12 protein-coding genes are annotated in these 16,769 nt (G+C 61.6%); 3 read left to right on the top strand and 9 right to left on the bottom strand.

Annotated features, from left to right (window positions below; translation table 11 throughout):
* Positions 1 to 58 precede the first annotated feature (58 nt).
* From AC1DV9_RS10795 to AC1DV9_RS10780, 4 genes are all read right to left on the bottom strand, one after another.
* The gene (locus tag AC1DV9_RS10795) at positions 59 to 1,072 is read right to left on the bottom strand and encodes an iron ABC transporter substrate-binding protein (RefSeq protein ID WP_477947744.1); all 1,014 of its coding nucleotides are present in this window, start codon (positions 1,070 to 1,072) and stop codon (positions 59 to 61) included.
* Between the two features lie 144 nt (positions 1,073 to 1,216).
* Positions 1,217 to 2,206 carry an Ldh family oxidoreductase gene (locus tag AC1DV9_RS10790; protein WP_477947742.1) on the bottom strand — a complete coding sequence of 330 codons (990 nt, stop codon included), beginning with the start codon at positions 2,204 to 2,206 and terminating at the stop codon, positions 1,217 to 1,219.
* A 75-nt stretch (positions 2,207 to 2,281) separates the two neighbouring features.
* Positions 2,282 to 3,820, bottom strand: coding sequence for an L-piperidine-6-carboxylate dehydrogenase (gene amaB, locus AC1DV9_RS10785; protein WP_477947741.1), 1,539 nt, complete (start codon positions 3,818 to 3,820; stop codon positions 2,282 to 2,284).
* A gap of 21 nt (positions 3,821 to 3,841) precedes the next feature.
* Entirely contained in the window at positions 3,842 to 5,125 is a 1,284-nt protein-coding gene (locus AC1DV9_RS10780) for an NAD(P)/FAD-dependent oxidoreductase (RefSeq protein WP_477947739.1), read from the bottom strand.
* A 222-nt stretch (positions 5,126 to 5,347) separates the two neighbouring features.
* Between AC1DV9_RS10780 and AC1DV9_RS10775 the strand changes: the two genes are divergently transcribed.
* From AC1DV9_RS10775 to AC1DV9_RS10765, 3 genes are all read left to right on the top strand, one after another.
* On the top strand, positions 5,348 to 6,238 hold the full coding sequence (locus AC1DV9_RS10775) for a LysR family transcriptional regulator (RefSeq protein ID WP_477947737.1): 891 nt from the start codon (positions 5,348 to 5,350) through the stop codon (positions 6,236 to 6,238).
* Between the two features lie 64 nt (positions 6,239 to 6,302).
* Positions 6,303 to 6,539, top strand: coding sequence for an Lrp/AsnC ligand binding domain-containing protein (locus AC1DV9_RS10770; RefSeq protein WP_112385869.1), 237 nt, complete (start codon positions 6,303 to 6,305; stop codon positions 6,537 to 6,539).
* 121 nt (positions 6,540 to 6,660) lie between these two features.
* The gene (locus tag AC1DV9_RS10765; protein ID WP_477947736.1) at positions 6,661 to 7,830 is read left to right on the top strand and encodes a glycosyltransferase family 4 protein; all 1,170 of its coding nucleotides are present in this window, start codon (positions 6,661 to 6,663) and stop codon (positions 7,828 to 7,830) included.
* On the opposite strand, the gene AC1DV9_RS10760 is transcribed toward AC1DV9_RS10765, so the two are convergent.
* The 5 genes from AC1DV9_RS10760 to AC1DV9_RS10740 form a co-directional block, all read right to left on the bottom strand.
* Positions 7,827 to 11,132, bottom strand: coding sequence for an alpha/beta fold hydrolase (locus AC1DV9_RS10760; protein ID WP_477947734.1), 3,306 nt, complete (start codon positions 11,130 to 11,132; stop codon positions 7,827 to 7,829). The genes AC1DV9_RS10765 and AC1DV9_RS10760 overlap by 4 nt on opposite strands.
* Positions 11,133 to 11,201: 69 nt before the next feature.
* Positions 11,202 to 12,377: a glycosyltransferase gene (locus AC1DV9_RS10755; protein WP_477947984.1), complete on the bottom strand. Its 1,176-nt coding sequence runs from the start codon at positions 12,375 to 12,377 to the stop codon at positions 11,202 to 11,204.
* A 13-nt stretch (positions 12,378 to 12,390) separates the two neighbouring features.
* Positions 12,391 to 14,868 (bottom strand): glycoside hydrolase family 2 protein, encoded by a 2,478-nt coding sequence (locus AC1DV9_RS10750; RefSeq protein WP_477947732.1) that lies wholly within the window; start codon positions 14,866 to 14,868, stop codon positions 12,391 to 12,393.
* Between the two features lie 16 nt (positions 14,869 to 14,884).
* On the bottom strand, positions 14,885 to 15,847 hold the full coding sequence (locus AC1DV9_RS10745) for a DUF1839 family protein (RefSeq protein WP_477947730.1): 963 nt from the start codon (positions 15,845 to 15,847) through the stop codon (positions 14,885 to 14,887).
* Between the two features lie 8 nt (positions 15,848 to 15,855).
* Positions 15,856 to 16,764: an amino acid--[acyl-carrier-protein] ligase gene (locus AC1DV9_RS10740; RefSeq protein ID WP_477947729.1), complete on the bottom strand. Its 909-nt coding sequence runs from the start codon at positions 16,762 to 16,764 to the stop codon at positions 15,856 to 15,858.
* Positions 16,765 to 16,769 lie beyond the last annotated feature (5 nt).

The following is a 16,769-nucleotide window of genomic DNA, read 5'->3' as shown; positions in this document are numbered from 1 at the left end:
AGGGTTTTCTTGAGCCAAAAGCAATAGTTTTGACTCCCTAGCCCTGCGGCAGATGGGCTTAGATGAGGCCGGCGGCCGTCATCATCTCAACGACCTTCTTGCTGTTCAGCTCGGAGGCTTCGACCTTCGGCGCGTTCAGCTCCTTGAGCGGAACGAGCTTGGGGTTGGATTCGCCGCTGACGGCATATTCATAGGAGGTGCCGTCCTTGAGGATGGCCTGGCCTGCCTTGCCGGCGATGAACTTCAGGAACGCCTGGGCTTCCTTCATGTGCTGCGTCGACTTCAGGATACCGCCGCCGGAGATCGAGACGAAAGCGCCCGGATCCTGGTTCTTGAAGTAATGCAGGCCGACATTGGCGCTGTTTTCAGCGGTCTTCGCCTGATCACCGAACCAGTAATAGTGATAGATGATCGCGCCTTCGACTTCACCAGCATTGACTGCCTTCAGCGCAACGCTGTTGCCCTTGTAGGGCGTTGCGTTGTCCTTGAGGCCCTTCAGCCAGGTAGCGGTCGCTTCCTCGCCCTTCAGCTGCAGCAGCGCGCTGACGATTGCCTGGAAATCGGCACCGGCAGGAGCAGCACCCCAGCGGCCCTTCCAGGCCGGGTCGGCGAGGTCGAGCATCGACTTCGGCAGCTTGTCTTCGGTCAGCTTGCGCTTGTCATAGGCAAATACCGTCGAGCGGGCGGCAATACCCGTCCACATGCCGTCTGCCGGGCGGTATTCGGCCGGAACCTGATCCAGCGTGTCCTTGTCGACGGGTGCGAAGAGGCCAGCGCCATCGACCAGCGTCATGGCAGGAGAATTTTCGGTCAGGAACACGTCAGCCGGCGAGGCGTCGCCTTCCTGGATGATCTGGTTGGCGAACTGCATGTCGCTACCCTGGCGCATGGTGACCTTGATGCCGGTCTCCTTGGTGAAGGCATCGATCCACTCGCGACCGAGGCTTTCGTGCTGCGCGTTATAGACGACGATACCCTCGTCCTGAGCGTAGGCGCCGGAAGCGAGCGAGGTTGCGGCCAGAAGCGACGCGGCAAGCGCCAGCGCAGAACGGCGCGTGATGGAATTGGTCATGATGCCCTCCATGGCATTGGCACCCTGCTGGGGGTGAGGGGTGCTGCGCGGCACCCTATATTTTTCCTGACTTCAATTTTCAAGTTTGCTTCACGAAACCGCGATCACAAATACTTGAAATTATTGATCAAGTTTAGAACGATTCTATGCCGCAGCGATGTCCGCGATCACGTCATCATCGACATCGATACCGTTTTCGATCGCGGCCCGGCGTGCATTCTGCCCACGCCGTCCCGGCAGACGGACGCCTGGATCGGACGAGATTTCGTTGGCAAGCTCCGTCAGCCGCGCTGCCGCAAATGCGCCGCCGCCGGCTTTCGGATTGATGACGATGATCATCTGGCCGAGACCCGGCGCCGCACCCTTGTCGTCGAAAAGCGATGTCGATTCATAGGAGAAGTTGGAGCCGGTCAGCGGCGCAGCCAGGATCTCGACCATCATCGCCAGCGCAGCCCCCTTGGCTTCGCCAGACGGCACCATCGTGCCATCCAGAGCTGCCACGGCATCCGTGGTCGGCTGGCCATCGCGGTCGAAAGCCCAGTCGGCCGGGATCGGCACACCCTTCTGGCGCGCAGCCATGATCTTGCCGCGGGCAACGCGCGAAAGCGCCAGATCGATAACAACCGGGTCCTGCCCGGTCACCGGCGCCGCGAAGGCAATCGGATTGGTGCCGAACAGCGGCTTACGCCCGCCCCATGCGGCCATCGCTGCGGTCGCGTTGGCAACCATGATGGCGACAAGACCCGCTTCGGCGAAACGCTCGACCGTCAGCGCCAGAACGCCGGCGTGATGCGAGCGCCGGATGGCCGCCATGGCAATTCCCTGCACCTTCGCCGTGTCCGTAAGAACCGGCACGGCAAGATCGAGGGCCGGATAGGCATATCCATGGCAGGCATCGACCTGGATGACCGAAGGATAGGGCTGATAGAGGATCGGCCTGGCGATGCCATCGACCTTGCCGGACTTAGCCTGAGCTGCATAGGCGGCAACACGCCGGAGCCCGTGCCCGCTCTGTCCGGCTGCCTCTGCGGCGACTAGCGCACGCGCCACGGATCGCGCATTGCCCTCCTCTACCCCGCTTCGTTTCAACGCCTCGATGACCAGCGTTTCGGCAGCGGCGAGCGTCAGATGCATGGAAAAAACCTTGGCGAAAACAAAAGGGCGACGACGGTGTTACGTCATCGCCCCCGGTGCTGCAATGCGGCTGCCTTATTCGACGTCGAACTTCACGCCCTGCGCCAGCGGCAGTGTCTTGCCATAGTTGATGGTGTTGGTGGCGCGGCGCATATAGGCCCGCCATGCGTCCGAACCGGACTCGCGGCCGCCGCCGGTTTCCTTTTCGCCGCCGAAGGCGCCACCGATTTCCGCACCCGACGGGCCGAGATTGACGTTGGCAATGCCGCAATCCGAACCACGGGCCGAAACGAAGGTTTCCGCCTCGCGCATATCATTGGTGAAGATCGACGAAGAGAGGCCCTGCGGCACGGCATTATGCAGTTCGAGAACCTCATCAAAGTCGCTGTATTTCATGACGTAGAGGATCGGCGCAAATGTTTCATCGACAACGGGACCCGTCTGCGACGGCATCTCGACCAGAGCCGGGCGAACGTAGAAGGCTTCGCCAGCGCCGTTTTCGACCCGTTCGCCACCGGTGATCTTGCCACCCGCTGCATTGGCAGCAGAGAGAGCCGACTGCATTTTCTCGTAGGCAGCTTTGTCGATCAGCGGCCCAACCAGTGTACCGTTCTCCAGCGGATTGCCGATGGTGACCGAACCATAGGCCTTCTGCAGGCGCGGAACGAGTTTGTCATAGACGCTGTCATGCACGAAGAGACGGCGCAGCGTCGTGCAACGCTGACCGGCCGTGCCCATCGCTGAGAAGGCGACACCGCGCAGCGTCAGGTCGAGATCGGCAGTCGGGCAGATGATGGCCGCGTTGTTGCCGCCGAGCTCCAGGATGGCGCGGGCAAAGCGCTGCGACAGGCGCGGACCGACAGCGCGGCCCATGGCCGTCGAGCCGGTTGCCGAAACGAGCGGAACCTTGGGGTGATCGACAAGGACTTCGCCGACATCACGGCCGCCGATCAGCAGCGTCGAAAGATTGGCCGGTGCCTTGCCGCCTTCGGCGACGAAGCGCTTCAGCGCCTTCTCGAACAGCGCCTGTGTCGCCAGCGCCGTCAGCGGCGTCTTTTCCGACGGTTTCCAGACGACCGAATTGCCGCAGACGAGCGCAAGAGCCGCATTCCACGACCAGACGGCGACCGGGAAGTTGAAGGCCGAGATGATGCCGACGACGCCGAGCGGGTGCCAGCTTTCCATCATCCGGTGCTCGGAGCGCTCGGTGGCGATCGTAAGGCCGTAAAGCTGACGGGACAGACCGACGGCGAAATCGCAGATGTCGATCATTTCCTGAACTTCGCCGAGACCTTCGGAAGTGATCTTCCCGACTTCGATCGAAACGAGGCGGCCGAGCGCGCCCTTGGCCGCGCGCAGCTCCTCGCCGAGCAGACGGACAAGCTCGCCGCGCTTCGGCGCCGGAACGGCGCGCCATTCGGCGAAAGTCTTGTGGGCGGCATCGATCGCCTGCTTGGCGCCGGCAACACTATCTTCTTTCAGGGCGCCGATTTCCTTGCCGGTGACCGGCGAGGTGACGCGCAACGTTCCGCCGGTATAGCGGGCCGCATCGACGCCGAGTTCGGACAGCAGCTTTTTGGTTTCGGCTGCGAGATCGAGGCTAGCGATGGTCATGTGTTTCCAACCTTCTTGTTCTTAAAAACGCGCATCGGCGAAGTGGGCGACCTGGGCGCCGGCTTCGTACCACATTTCCTTCAGCGCCCGGAACCCCGGCTCGCGCGGATCCGTCAGCGGCAAGGGCAGTTCAGCCTCGCTGATGCGGCCAAGAATATGTTCGGCGAGCGTCCGGCCGAAAACCGTGCCAGGGGCAATGCCGCGGCCATTATAGCCCGAGAACCCGACGACGTTATCGGCAAACTTGTGAAACCTGGGCAAGGCATTGTCGGTCATGCCGATCTTGCCATACCACTCGCATTCGAACTCGACCTCGCCGATCTGCGGGAAGAGCTTGCGCAGAGAACGCTGCGCCCAGCCCTTGTGGACGGCAGTACCGGTATTGCGCAGCGCCCCGACGCTGCCGAAGACGAGACGGCCTGCCTGATCCATCCGGAAGGACGACAGGATTTCCTTGGTATCCCAAACGCCTTCGCGACCGGGCAGGATCGACTTGCGCAGATTGTCGCCAAGCGGCGTGGTCGCGAGATTGAAATAGGGGAGATGCACCTGTTCGGTGCGCACCTGTTCCCAGGGGCCGGTGCTATAGGCATCCGTCGCAACGATGATCCAGTCAGCGGTAACGGTCCCCCGTTCGGTGCGGACGACCCATTTCCGACCCTGACGCTCCGTCGCAATCACCGGGCTTGCCGTGTGCAGGGAAACGCCGGCTTGCACGGCAGCCCGCGCCAGCCCACGGGCATAGGCGAGCGGCTGCAGCGTTCCGGCTCGCATATCCAGAAGCGCTCCGGCATAGGCATCGCTACCGACCCGGCGCGCCGTCTCCGCTGCATCCAGCACGGTCACAGGCGCACCACGCTTGCCCCACTGCGCCGCCCGGTTCTCGATCTCCTTTAGCCCCTCAGAGCCGACGGCGCAGTGCAGAGTTCCATTCGTTTCGAGCTCGCAGGAAATGTCGTGCTTGGCAATCAGCTCCATCACCAGGCGCGGCGCATTGCCCAGCATGTCGAGCAGCCGCTCGCCATGAACCGGCCCGAGCACACCTGGAAGATCATCAGGCATCACCCACATGCCGGCATTGATCAGACCGACATTGCGCCCGGCGCCGCCAAAGCCGATTTCATTGGCTTCGAGAAGAACGACCTTGCTGCCGGCCTCCGCCAGATGCAGTGCCGAAGAAATCCCGGTATAGCCGCCGCCGACGACCACCACATCGGCCTGTACTGATCCGGTCAGCGGTGCCGTTGCAGGCGGCTGGGGCGCAGTCTTTTCCCAAAGTCCATGCGAGCGCGGATCATTCAGCATCGGTCAATCCATCCAAAGGCGAAACCGCCGTTAATCTAGCGCCGCGACGGCAACCGCGAAAGCACTCTCCGATGCCTTCATAGCAGGCATCTCACCGCGAATGGATGGTTTCCATCAGGCCACGAGTTCATTCCGAATATGCGCGACAGATTTCTTTACAAACCGGTTTTCACCGTGAATATCGACGTTTCGGAAACAGGTCATTCTGAAATGGACTGAACCATGCTCGCATCCCGCCGATTCCTGCCCTCGATATCGCTGCTCGCGGCCTTCGAGGCCACTGCCAGAACCGGCAGCGTCACTGCCGCCGCCCGCGAACTCGATTTGACACAGAGTGCCGTCAGCCGGCAGATCAAGGCTCTGGAAGAGCAGCTGGGCGTCGAACTCTTCCTGCGCGAACGCCAGACCGTCCGGCTGACGCTGGCAGGCGACGGCTATGCGAGGGAGATCCGCGAGGCGCTGCGCCGCATCTCGAGTGCCTCGCTGAACCTGCGCGCCAACCCCTATGGCGGAACGCTGAACCTCGCCATTCTACCAACTTTCGGGACCCGCTGGCTGGCGCCAAGGCTCGGCCGCTTTCTCAGGCAGAATCCCGGCGTCACCATCAATCTCGTCACCCGGCTCTCGCCCTTCGACTTTCGCCTCGATTCGATCGACGCCGCCATCCATTTCGGCCATCCCCATTGGCCGGGTGCCGAACTGACGTTGCTGATGTCGGAGAAGACAGTTCCGGCCTGCAGTCCGCAATTTCTGAAGGATCACGGCATCAGCAAGGCCCATGATTTGCTGGACGTGCCGCTAATGCATCTGACAACCCGGCCGGATGCCTGGGAGGCATGGTTTGCCGAAAACGGCGTTGCCTTCCAGAGCCTTCACGGCATGCTCTTCGACCAGTTCGCCACCGCCGCCCAGGCGGCCGTCGCCGGGCTTGGCGTCGCGCTGCTGCCGACCTTCCTCATCCAGGACGAGCTGAAGCGCGGCGATCTCGTCGCTGCCATCGATGGAGAAATCGAAAGCCGCGAGCGCTACTATCTCGCCCACCCTTCCGAACGCGCCGACTATCCGCCGCTTGCGGCCTTTCGTTCGTGGATCGAGACTGAGGCGAAGTCTTGAGCTTGCATCCGGGGAGCGGTTTCGCGCATTATGCGCGCAAACATTCACTCCGCAGGAAATCCCCATGAAGCCCATTTTCGTCCAACTCCAGTGCGCACCCGGCAAGACCTACGAGGTTGCCGACGCCATCTACCAGACGGAACGTGTTTCTGAGCTCTACTCAACCAGCGGCGACTACGACCTGCTGATGAAGGTCTATATCGAAGAAGGCCAGGACATCGGCAAGTTCATCAACGATAACATCGCCAATATCCCCGGCATCGTCCGCTCCCTGACGACGCTGACCTTCAAGGCATTCTGATCTCCAGGATTAACTCTCTTCCGGAAGATTTCCGGCTGCCGGGCGCTCTGTAAACTGGGCCTTAAGGCGATCCGGTATCTCGTCCGGCACTATGGCGCGGCCCGTTCCGGGATCAGGGAGCATGGCATTGGAAGCAACGGCAGAGCAGGCAAATGCAGCACCGCTGATCGTGCATGTCGTGCGCCAGTTTCTGCCGAACCGCGGCGGGCTCGAAGATGTCGTTGCTAACCTGGCCCGCGAGACCGTCAAGCGCAGCTACCGCGTCCGGGTCGTCACACTCGACACGCTGTTCACGGCGCGCGACCGCAAGCTTCCGTCGCATGAGATCATCGACGGTATCGACGTCGTGCGTATCCCCTGGTCCGGCAGCACCCGCTATCCGATCGCACCGCAGGTCCTTCGCCATCTCGCCGACGCCGATCTTGTCCACGTCCACGCGATCGATTTCTTTTTCGACGCGCTGGCACTCAGCCGCGTCCTGCACCGGAAGCCGATGATCGCGACGACGCATGGCGGCTTCTTTCACACGCAGAAGCATGCGGCCCTCAAGAAGATATGGTTCCAGACGCTGACACGGTTCTCGGCGATGAACTACAAGCGTGTCATCGGCTGCAGCGCCTCCGATATCGCCCAGTTCTCGCAGATCGCCGGCAATACCGTGCTGATTGAGAACGGCGTCGATATCGGCAAGTTCGCAGACAGCGCATCACGCCAGCCGCGCCGCCGGATCGTCACCATCGGCCGCTTCTCGGTCAACAAGCGGCTCGACCATCTCCTCGATGTCATGCAGGTTCTGGCCGCCCGTGATCCGGAATGGCATCTGGATATCGTCGGCTCGGAATCGGATCTGAAAGGCGCCGATCTCAGGCGCGAGATCGCGGCCCGCGGCCTCGATCGTGCGGTCGGCCTTCATGTCGGCATCGCCAATCCGGAGATACGGTCTCTGATCTCGGCGGCATCGCTCTTCGCCTCAGCATCCGAATACGAAGGCTTCGGCCTCGTTGCGCTGGAAGCGATGAGTGCCGGCCTCTATCCGGTTCTGAACCGCAATGCTGCCTATGTGGCACTAGCCGAACGCAAGATGCCGCTGTCGATTGCCGACTTCAGCGATCCGGAAAATGCGGCGGCCGCAATCGAACAGGCCTTCGCGACGATTGCAGCCGAACCGGCGGCAATGCGCGATACGCTGATCGCTGCCGCCAGACCCTATTCATGGGATCACGTCGCCGGACTCTATATCGATCTCTACAGATCGCTCGGCATTCCGGCTTTCCAGCGGATTGCCGCTTAAGCTTTCGCCAGCTTGGCGATCTCATCCAGCACGATCCGGCGCGATTCCAGCGGCGTCAGATTGTGGTCGGCATCCTCAAGCATCACGAGACGCACATTCGGATAGCGCGACAGTTTGCGACCACCAGGACCGAAGTGGAAATACATGTGGTCGAGGCCGACATCCGCTTCGCTGTAGATCAGCGTCAGCGGCACGTTACGCTTGCCGAACGATGCGAAGGCCTGTTTCACCTCGCGCGCCACATGCCCCTTGTGCGGCAGCAGCTCGATAAGTGGCGCGAAGCGATGCGAAACCCGGCGGCCGAGGGCGATGAAGATGTTCTGGAAGGCCGCCTTCACATCGACCTGACCACGGAAAAGCCGCTTCACGGTCTCGATGTTCATCAGCCGCTGGCTGTAATCATCGACGCTGCGCGGCACCGAGACGACATGCTCCTTGGCGACCTGAACGGCGGGGTCCCAATAATAGACGAAGGGATTGATCGAGACGACCGCCTTCAGACGCTCATCGGCAATACCGGCACGGAAGGCCACATAGCCCCCGCTGCAGCGCCCGGCGACCATCACGGGGCCAGGAACATGGGTCTCCAGGAGATCGAGCGCCGAGACGGCGTCATCGATCTGCGTCTGCGAATAAAGAATCTGATCCGGTGCATCAGGACGCGGAACGCTGTCGCCGACATTGGCGGAATCGAAGCGCAGAGACGTCACGCCTTGGCGTGCAAGTTCGCGCGCCATGTCGACGATCGCCCGGCCCCAGCCGGCGTGGCGGTCATAGGCAGTGGTGAGGAACATCACCGAATTGCCCTTGGAAGCCCCAACCGGCCGGCTGATGACGCCGACGAGATGGTGATGCGCACCGAAACGCACCGGCACTTCTTCAAAGCCATCGCCGTGCAGGATCTGGTTTTCGGCGGGAACCACCGAATTTGCCGCCGTGGCATCCGGCACCGTGTTCGTCTCGATCCAGCGCGTCAGTTCGGCAACGACACGCATCGGCGTCTTCGCAAACAGCGGATTGGTCGCCAGCTCGTCATACCCCTCGAACACAGTCTCATCGACGGTCGCGCCGAGTGATTTGAGGGCAGTGGCAAAGCTGGAATCGCCGACGCGCGACGGGTGCTCGAAGATCACATAATGCGATGCAGCCAGGCTCTCGGGCGCCGTCAGATTGAGCTTGCGGATTTCCGCGGCAATCGCTTCAGGCATGAACAGACCGGCGATCGTTACCTGATCGGCCGGAGCGTGCTCCTTGCTAAGGCCGAGGTCGGCGTGAATGATCTTCGCCCACATGTTCAATTCGCGCAGATAGCCGCGTCCGCTGAGAACCGGCGCCAGCATCGCGACGCCGCTCACACCCGGAATCGTCGCGCCGATACGCTGCACCAGCGCGGCGCCGATCCCCTGGGCGATCAGGATGATCTGGTCGCAACCGCTCAGCGATTTCAGCTCTTCGGCCGCAGCACGAACCGATGCTTCCCAGCTGGAGAGCGTTGCCGGCTGATTGCCGAAATCAAGCGCGTCGCCGGTGCCTAGATAATCGAAGCGAAGGCTGGGAACGCCAATATCCGAAAAATGCTCGGCAGCGACGCGATAGAACTTGCGGCTGCACATCTCCTCGAAGCCCCAGGGGCTGACGAAGAGGACGGCGGAGGACCGCTTGGTGACGGCAGGATTTCCGGGCATGAACAGCCCGATCGTGCCATCGAAGGCAACCGGGAAGGCGGCGCTGCGGCCGGCACCTTCTGCCGGCTCGTGAACGGCCTCGGCTGGTTTTTTATGATCATTCTCCGGCTGCAGCGGCGCGATGAATTGCGCGGCCTTCAACGCCGGACCGCGCAACGCAGACGGCACCTTGCTAAGGATCGAGCGAATGACAATTGCGTCTTGTCTCGGAATGACCTTGAGAAGTTTGAGTGCGAGCAGATAGGCGACACCGCCTGCGATGATCGCCAGCACCAGGCCAACAGGATTGTGGACGAGCTCAAGGACCGCGAGAGCCGCCAATGCACAAAGCACGGCCGCCAACGTCACCTTCGCGAGGCTGACGTAGAGGGTCGAAAGCTGACTTCCAAAGCCGGTCTGTTTGATCATGATCACGCACATCACGACAAAAACAGCGATGCGAACGACCGCAGCGCCTTCCGCCGCAAAAGTAGGCACCAGGAGTAAACAACCGCCTACCATGACAAGGCCACCAATCACACTGGTCTTCAGGCGATCGCCCACCCGGTCCATGGACAGCAGGTAGAGGCTGAGGATCTGCATGAAGGTGTAGGCAGGGGCGGCCAACGCCAGAAGCATGACGACGGGACCGCTCGGGCGGAAGGCTTCGCCGAACACGCTGACAACGAGAACACCCGAGATCGCCGCCAGTCCAAAGCTCATCGGCATGATGATATAGGCCATGCTGCGGGTGACCGCGGCAAAGACCTCGACGGGCAGCGTCGAATCCTTGCTGTTGTGCCGCTGCTCCGAATAATAGGGCAGCAGGCTGCCGGTCATCTGGATCGGCAGCTGCAGGGCGATATTGGCGACCGACAGACCGATCGCGTAGTAACCGACCATCTCGACCGACCAGAATTGCTGCAGGAACAGCAGTTCGAGGCGATTGATGAAAACGGAATCGATCAGGAATTGCGTCGATATGATCACCGACGACGAGGCGAGAACGCTAAGTGAAATATCGCATCTGTCCCGCTTGGTGAGCAGGATCGGCATCGTCGCGACGAAAAACACCAATTGGCCGAGCGCATAGCCGATCAGCACGCCCTCTACGCCGTAAAGCACCGCGCCGATCGCGACGCCACCGAGCTGCAGAATCGAAACGCCAACGGTGAGCTTGAAGAAATCACCGAGGCGCTTTTCGCCGATCAGGTAGAATTTGACGAAAGAGCCGATCGCCTGAATGAAGAACAGCGCGCCTGTCACCATTGCCACCGACGGCGCCGTTTCGGCCCAATGCATCTCTTCCGACGACAGGAAGAAGATGCCGTAGAGCCCGAGCAGCACCACCGTCGAAAACAGCATGAAGGTGACGAGGATAGAGGCAAAGCCCATGCGGCGCTTGCTGTCGTAGCCTTGCACATTCAATTGCGGCAGGGTCTTCAGAAGCGTGATGCTGGAGCCCAGTTCGGCAATTGACGCGCCGGTGACCACAAGCCAGAGCGAAAAGGCAACGATGCCATTTGCCTCCGGGCCAAGCAGGCGGGCGGTGATGATCGACGATGCAAAACCGGTAGCCAGCAGCAGCATACCCGCAGCCGCGTTCATCACCGAATTCGCTATGATCCCGTTCGACATCCGTCTCTTTCCATTGGCTTCTCAGCCATTCCTAATGTGAAACCGTTAAATAAGGACCGAGGAGTTCGGTTAACGGCCCGCACCGACAAGCGCTTGCAGCGCTTTCTCGTAGGTGTTTGCCTCCAGATAGGCGATCAGGAAGCGTTTGGCGCGCGCGGCCTTTTCCTTCGCCGCCTGCGGGTCGGAATAAATCTGATCGAGGTAGCCCGCCGCCACTTCAGGCGATGGATCAGCCCAGACTGCACCCTTCAGCGCCGCAAATTCCGGATGCGTATCGACAACTGGGATCAGCGATGGCGCGACGTTCCAGGTATTTTCAGGGTCGCAGAAATCGACGGTGCCGGACCATCCCGTGGTCACGACAGGGGTATTGTGAATGATCGCTTCGGCAACGGTCAGGCCGAAACCTTCCGAACGGTGGAGCGAGATATAGGCGTCGGAATCGCGGATCAGCCCGTTGATCTCGCTGCTTGCCAGCTTGTCCGTGACGATGCGAATCCGGCTATTGCCCTCGGCCGAACGGTAAAGGGCGGCAAGGCCGGGATCCTTCGCTGGATCACCGCTTCCCTTCATCAGCAGGAAAGCCTTGGGGCACCGCTGCTGAAGGATCTTGAAGGCGTCGATGACAGCCTGCGGATTTTTGCGGTTGATCGACGATCCGGCGCTAAAGATGAAACTGACGAGAAACGCATCGTCCTCGACGCCGAACTTCGCCCTCATCCCGTCGGCAGCCGGCTTCTCCGTCACCGGATGCGGCACAACGACGACAGGCGCGCTGGTCAGCGGCGCAATCGCCTTGCGGGTAAATTCGGAGGGGACAAAAACCGCGTTGACATAGCGCGCGCCGTTCCGCCACTCGGGTGGCACGGTCTCCAGCTCCCAGGCCCAATAGCCGATGTTGTAGGCGCGGGCGAATTCCCGCAGTCCGGTACTGAGCACCGCCCGCGGCAGCATTGGCGGATTGAGGTGCCAGATGCGCGTTCCCGGTTGAGCGGCATTGACTGCCGCAGCCTTCCATTCGACGGACGCGCCTTCATCGGCATGGGTACTGACATCCCGCAGCGAAATCCGGCGGCCGCCCGCCGCCAGCGCGTCGGCGCAAAGCCGCGCGGATTCGCCGACACCGGCCATCATCGACAGATAACCAGCGACTTCGATCGGCCGTGCCGGATCGAAAGCCACCCGGGATTTCGGGATCAGCCGCTGCAGGACATGGGAGCGGAAGGCACGGTAGAGAGATCGGATAGGCATCTGTTTTTCAACCACCCGCGCCGAAAGCAAAGCGGCGCATACTGCCGGCGCAGAGCACCTCGCCCTGAGGCTCTCCCGCCTCAGTACCGACAGGCGTCAACCGGATACGGCGCTGGATACCCGGCGCCAAATGAAACCAGTCGTCAGCTGGGCGGTAACCAGCAGTATCGATGTGAAGCGACTGGGCAAGGCAGTTGGCGGACACATCGAGTGCCCATGCGCCGCCGTCATCCACCAATGTCACGGCAACATCGGCATCGTGAAACGCCTTTGCCCGACCAAGCGGAAAGTGGAACGCCTCGGCCAGCAGGTCACCTTCCACCGAGCGCAGCCGCGCCACCGTAACGTCATGCGACGGCGGGCCGAAACGGAAGGCGTAAGTGGTATCGAAGAAGGCGCCGAAAAGTTCGGTCGCCGCGATCCTCTGCTTGCTCCGCGCTGCGATCGTCAGGCTCTGGCTGGCGCTCGCCGCCTGCTGCCGGCCGTCACGGAAGCAGATAAGCTCAAGTTCCACGGCAAGGTCAGCAGACGTCTCATTGACCACATGCACGTCCAGACCATTGGTCCCTTCGTCCGTCAGCACCACCTGCAACGGCCGGAAGGCCCGGCGCATTGCATGCCAGGCGGGCTTGGGTTCGCCGGTGGAATCGATCACCCCCCAGCCCGGTCCGGGCAGCAGATCCTGTAGCGTCCAGACCAGCGCGCCGTCGCAACGAGATCCGGTGCGGCGCCATTCGGCAAAGGTCTCGGTCAGCACTTCGCCTGTGACGGCACGGGAAAGATCGAGATAGCGTTCCGGATTTTCGCGGCGAAGCCTCGCCGGATCTGTATCGTAGAGCAGCCCAAGATAGTGATCCCTGATATCCTCGAAATCCCAGGACGCGCCGCGGTCGCGCGGCACCCGGGCCTTCCAGAGAGGGCTGTGAACGGAGGGCACATCGAGATGCCGCTGCAACGTTCTCTGCTGCGGGACATGCGCGAAGGCAAGGCTTTCGGCCGCGAAACGCACATCGGCCCGCCGCGCATCATCAAGCGGCCGCATATAGGCGCCGACGCCGTAGTAATGCGTGACTCCTGCATTCGGTGAAAACGGCATGGCACCGCCATAGGGCGAATTCGGAACGTAGGGCACATCCGGCCGCAGCCGCGACGCGATCGCCGGGATGACTTCGTCGGTCACCGGACCGCCCCAGAACTCCCGCGGCAGCCCAAGCATTGCCGCCTGCTGATGAACCTCGCTGCCACCGCAGAGCACCGCAAGCGAAGGCGAGGCCTGAACCCCATGCAGGAACCCTTCGACTTCGGCATGCACATGACCGATAAATGTCTTGTCGTTGCGCGGATAGTCGAAATTGGCGAACATGAAGTCCTGCCAGACGAGCAGGCCGAGCTCATCGCAGAGCGCGAAGAAATCGGGCGTCTCGTACGCCATCGTGCCGCCGATGCGGATCATGTTCATGCCAGCTTCGGCAGCCAGCCGCAGGAATGGCTCGTAATCGGTCCGCGCGCCAGGAAGCCGCACGATATCGGCGGTGGTCCAGACGGCACCCCGGCAAAAGACGCGCTCACCGTTGACGCAAAGCCCGAAGCCGTCGCCATCGGCCCCGCGATCGAGGGCGATCGTGCGGAAACCGGTCTTACCGAGCGGGTACTCTACATCGTCGGAAACCAGCGTCAGATCGTAGAGATCAGGCGCGCCGTGCGTGTGCGGCCACCACGGCTTCACATTGGCAAGCTTGAGGATAGCCGAGTAGTGATTCTCGCCGATCTTCTCAAAGGCCGCCTCTTCCCCCCCGCAGCGCAGCTGAAGGATCGGATCCTCCGCGGCGGAATAAAGCGAAACGCTGACCCGTCCGCTGCCATCCTCATCCAGAACGCTGCGGATCGAGATATTGTCGATCGAAACAGGGCCGCTGCGCACCAGCGATATCGCCCGCCATGGTCCGATGGCGTGGATCTCCGGGCACCAGCCCGGCATATGGCCGAGCACTGTGGTGCGGACGTTCTTGAGGCCCGGCGGCGTGATCATCTGCGGGCGCCAGCGGGCGCGCGGCCCGGGCTCGGTAAGCTTCGGCGCAAGTGCCCGGAAACACAGAGCAAGCTCGTCGCCGCCTGCAAGCGTCACCGGAATTTCGTGAGCGGTGAACATGCTTTCCGAAAACAGCAGCTCTTGGCCGTTGACGAACACGTGGCAAAGCGTTGCCAGTCCCTCCAGCCGCAGAATCCAGTCTCCCGGTTCCGTGTCGAACAGGCGGCAGACATACCAGGCATCCCGGGTGTTCAGAGGCTCCGGATTTTCCCTGTCGAACAGGCCGGCTCTCTCGAGGGCTTCGGCAACGGTTCCGGGCACCGGTGCGGCGATGAACTGCGACGTCGGGGGGATATCATGCGGCACGGCATAGGCATCGGGTTCCGTGAGAACGAGGTTCCAGCCTTCCGAAAGCAGCACCTCTTCTGCGCCGACGCTCGCCAACCTGCCCCGCATGATCAAGCCTCCGGTGTCACAGCTGCTCGGAAATCGAAGCCATCATGGAATCCCATGCATCGGCGGCCGGATCAAGCGCGGTCCGCAGCGGCTCGAATTTCTTGCGGGTCACGGCCCGCGCCAATTGGAACTGCACGGATTTGGCCGTCTCAGAAATCTGCCGGGCATCAGCCTCGGCGCTGCCGAACTGCCCCGGCGCAAGCCAGGCGAGATGATCCGCCGCCAACTCGAAATTGGCGCCGAACTGGCGAAGCGTGTTGAAGGCATATTTGTGGAAGAAGCCGAAGGGCCGCTCGGCAATTTCCTCGACCTGCTGCGGGAAAACCGCGGCAAAGGCGCGGATCGGATTGCGGGCCGGACGGCGGGCGAAATGCTTTCTGAAGATTGTTTGGGAGGCCGCCCGCATCTCCGCATCGCCTGGAAGCATCACCGGAAACTTGGCAAATTCGGTGTAGGGCAGAAACAACGCCCCGTCCGCGCCTGAATTCAGCTGAAACAGACCGTCAAAATCCTCGCCATCCAGCGCGAAGAACCCTGCATTGTGGAAATACTCGACGCGCTTCGCATCGAAATCCAGCCGGTTGATCGCCACGGTCGTCTTGCCGTGCTCGGTGCGGTAGGCAGTGCCCTGGGTGTCGGGCATGTAATAGGAATCCATCTCGATCAGACAGAGCCGCCCGCGGCCGATCTGCATTTCGATATGGCGCTCGACGCGATCGAAGATCGCCAGTTCGCTGACGCGAATGCCGTAGAGCGTTTCCAGATCTTCCAGCGGCACCTTGAAGAAGGTGAACTGGTCGCCCTCGAAATCCTGCGTCATGGTAAAGCCGAGCATCGCTTCCGGCGGCAAGCCGAGCGTGTTCAGTACCTCGATCCAGAGATCGATATAGCAATTGGTTTCCGGCCACATACGCTCGCTGGAATGGAGCGCATGCCTGACGTAGCCATCCGGAGCGATAGCCGGGAAAACAGCCTTCATCAAACGTCTCAGCCCCAGAGCGCCTTGCGAACGTTTTCCGGCCATTCCTTCACGTCGAGACCGTGATGGTGGAACAGTGCAAGCGCGATACGTTCCAGACCGAAGCCGACGCAGGCGGTATGCGCCACGCTGCCATCCTCGAGGTTCAGGCCCCACTTCAAGCCAAACGAGTCCTGATGGTAGTTGAAGCTCATGCAGGCGGTCGGATTGGCGGTCGAGGTGATCGGGATCAGCAGCTCGAACTTGAGATTCTGGTCACGCTGATTGTTGACCATCATCTTGCCGGCGCGACCGAAGAACGGATCGTTCGCTACGTCGATGACCACATCGAGGCCAACCAGCTTCATCATCTCGACACCGCGATCCATCCAGCGCTGGCGAAAATCCGTCACGTGGCTCTCGGTTCCCATGCAGACATATTCGCGCATGCGGAACAGCTGCTGACGGGCCGGATCCTTGGAAGGCTCATGGCGGAAGCAGTAGGACTGCAGATCGTAAAGACCGCCCTTTGCCGGCAGGTTGCCGCGCTTGGCGACCGTCGGGTAGAGCGGATAGCAGGCCGCCGGCGTCAGCACGATCTCGGTCGCTTCCTGGCCCTTGGTCCAGTCGTCGCCGACTTCCATGCATTGCAGCAGGTTCATGTGATCGAGCTCGGCGCCGCAGAAGCTATGCACCGTACCCGCAAGCTGCGGGAAGCTCTTCATGTAACCGCTCTTTTCGAAGATCGCCCGGTTCATGCCCGGCGGGAAGCGCATGGCTTCGGCACCATCGGCACCACCGAACTTGTCGATCAGCCGCTCGAAAGCAGTGATCACGTCTTCGAACTGGCCGCTGCGGCCGTAAAGGCCGTCAACACCGGTATCGATCAGCAGGCCGGATTCGAAAAGCCGGTCCAGAAACGAGGTCTGCATATCCATGTGAG

It is taken from the genome of Rhizobium sp. 01L410, from assembly GCF_056400165.1.
Note: the sequence above shows the minus strand (reverse complement) of the source record. Positions and strands in the feature narration are given on the sequence as shown.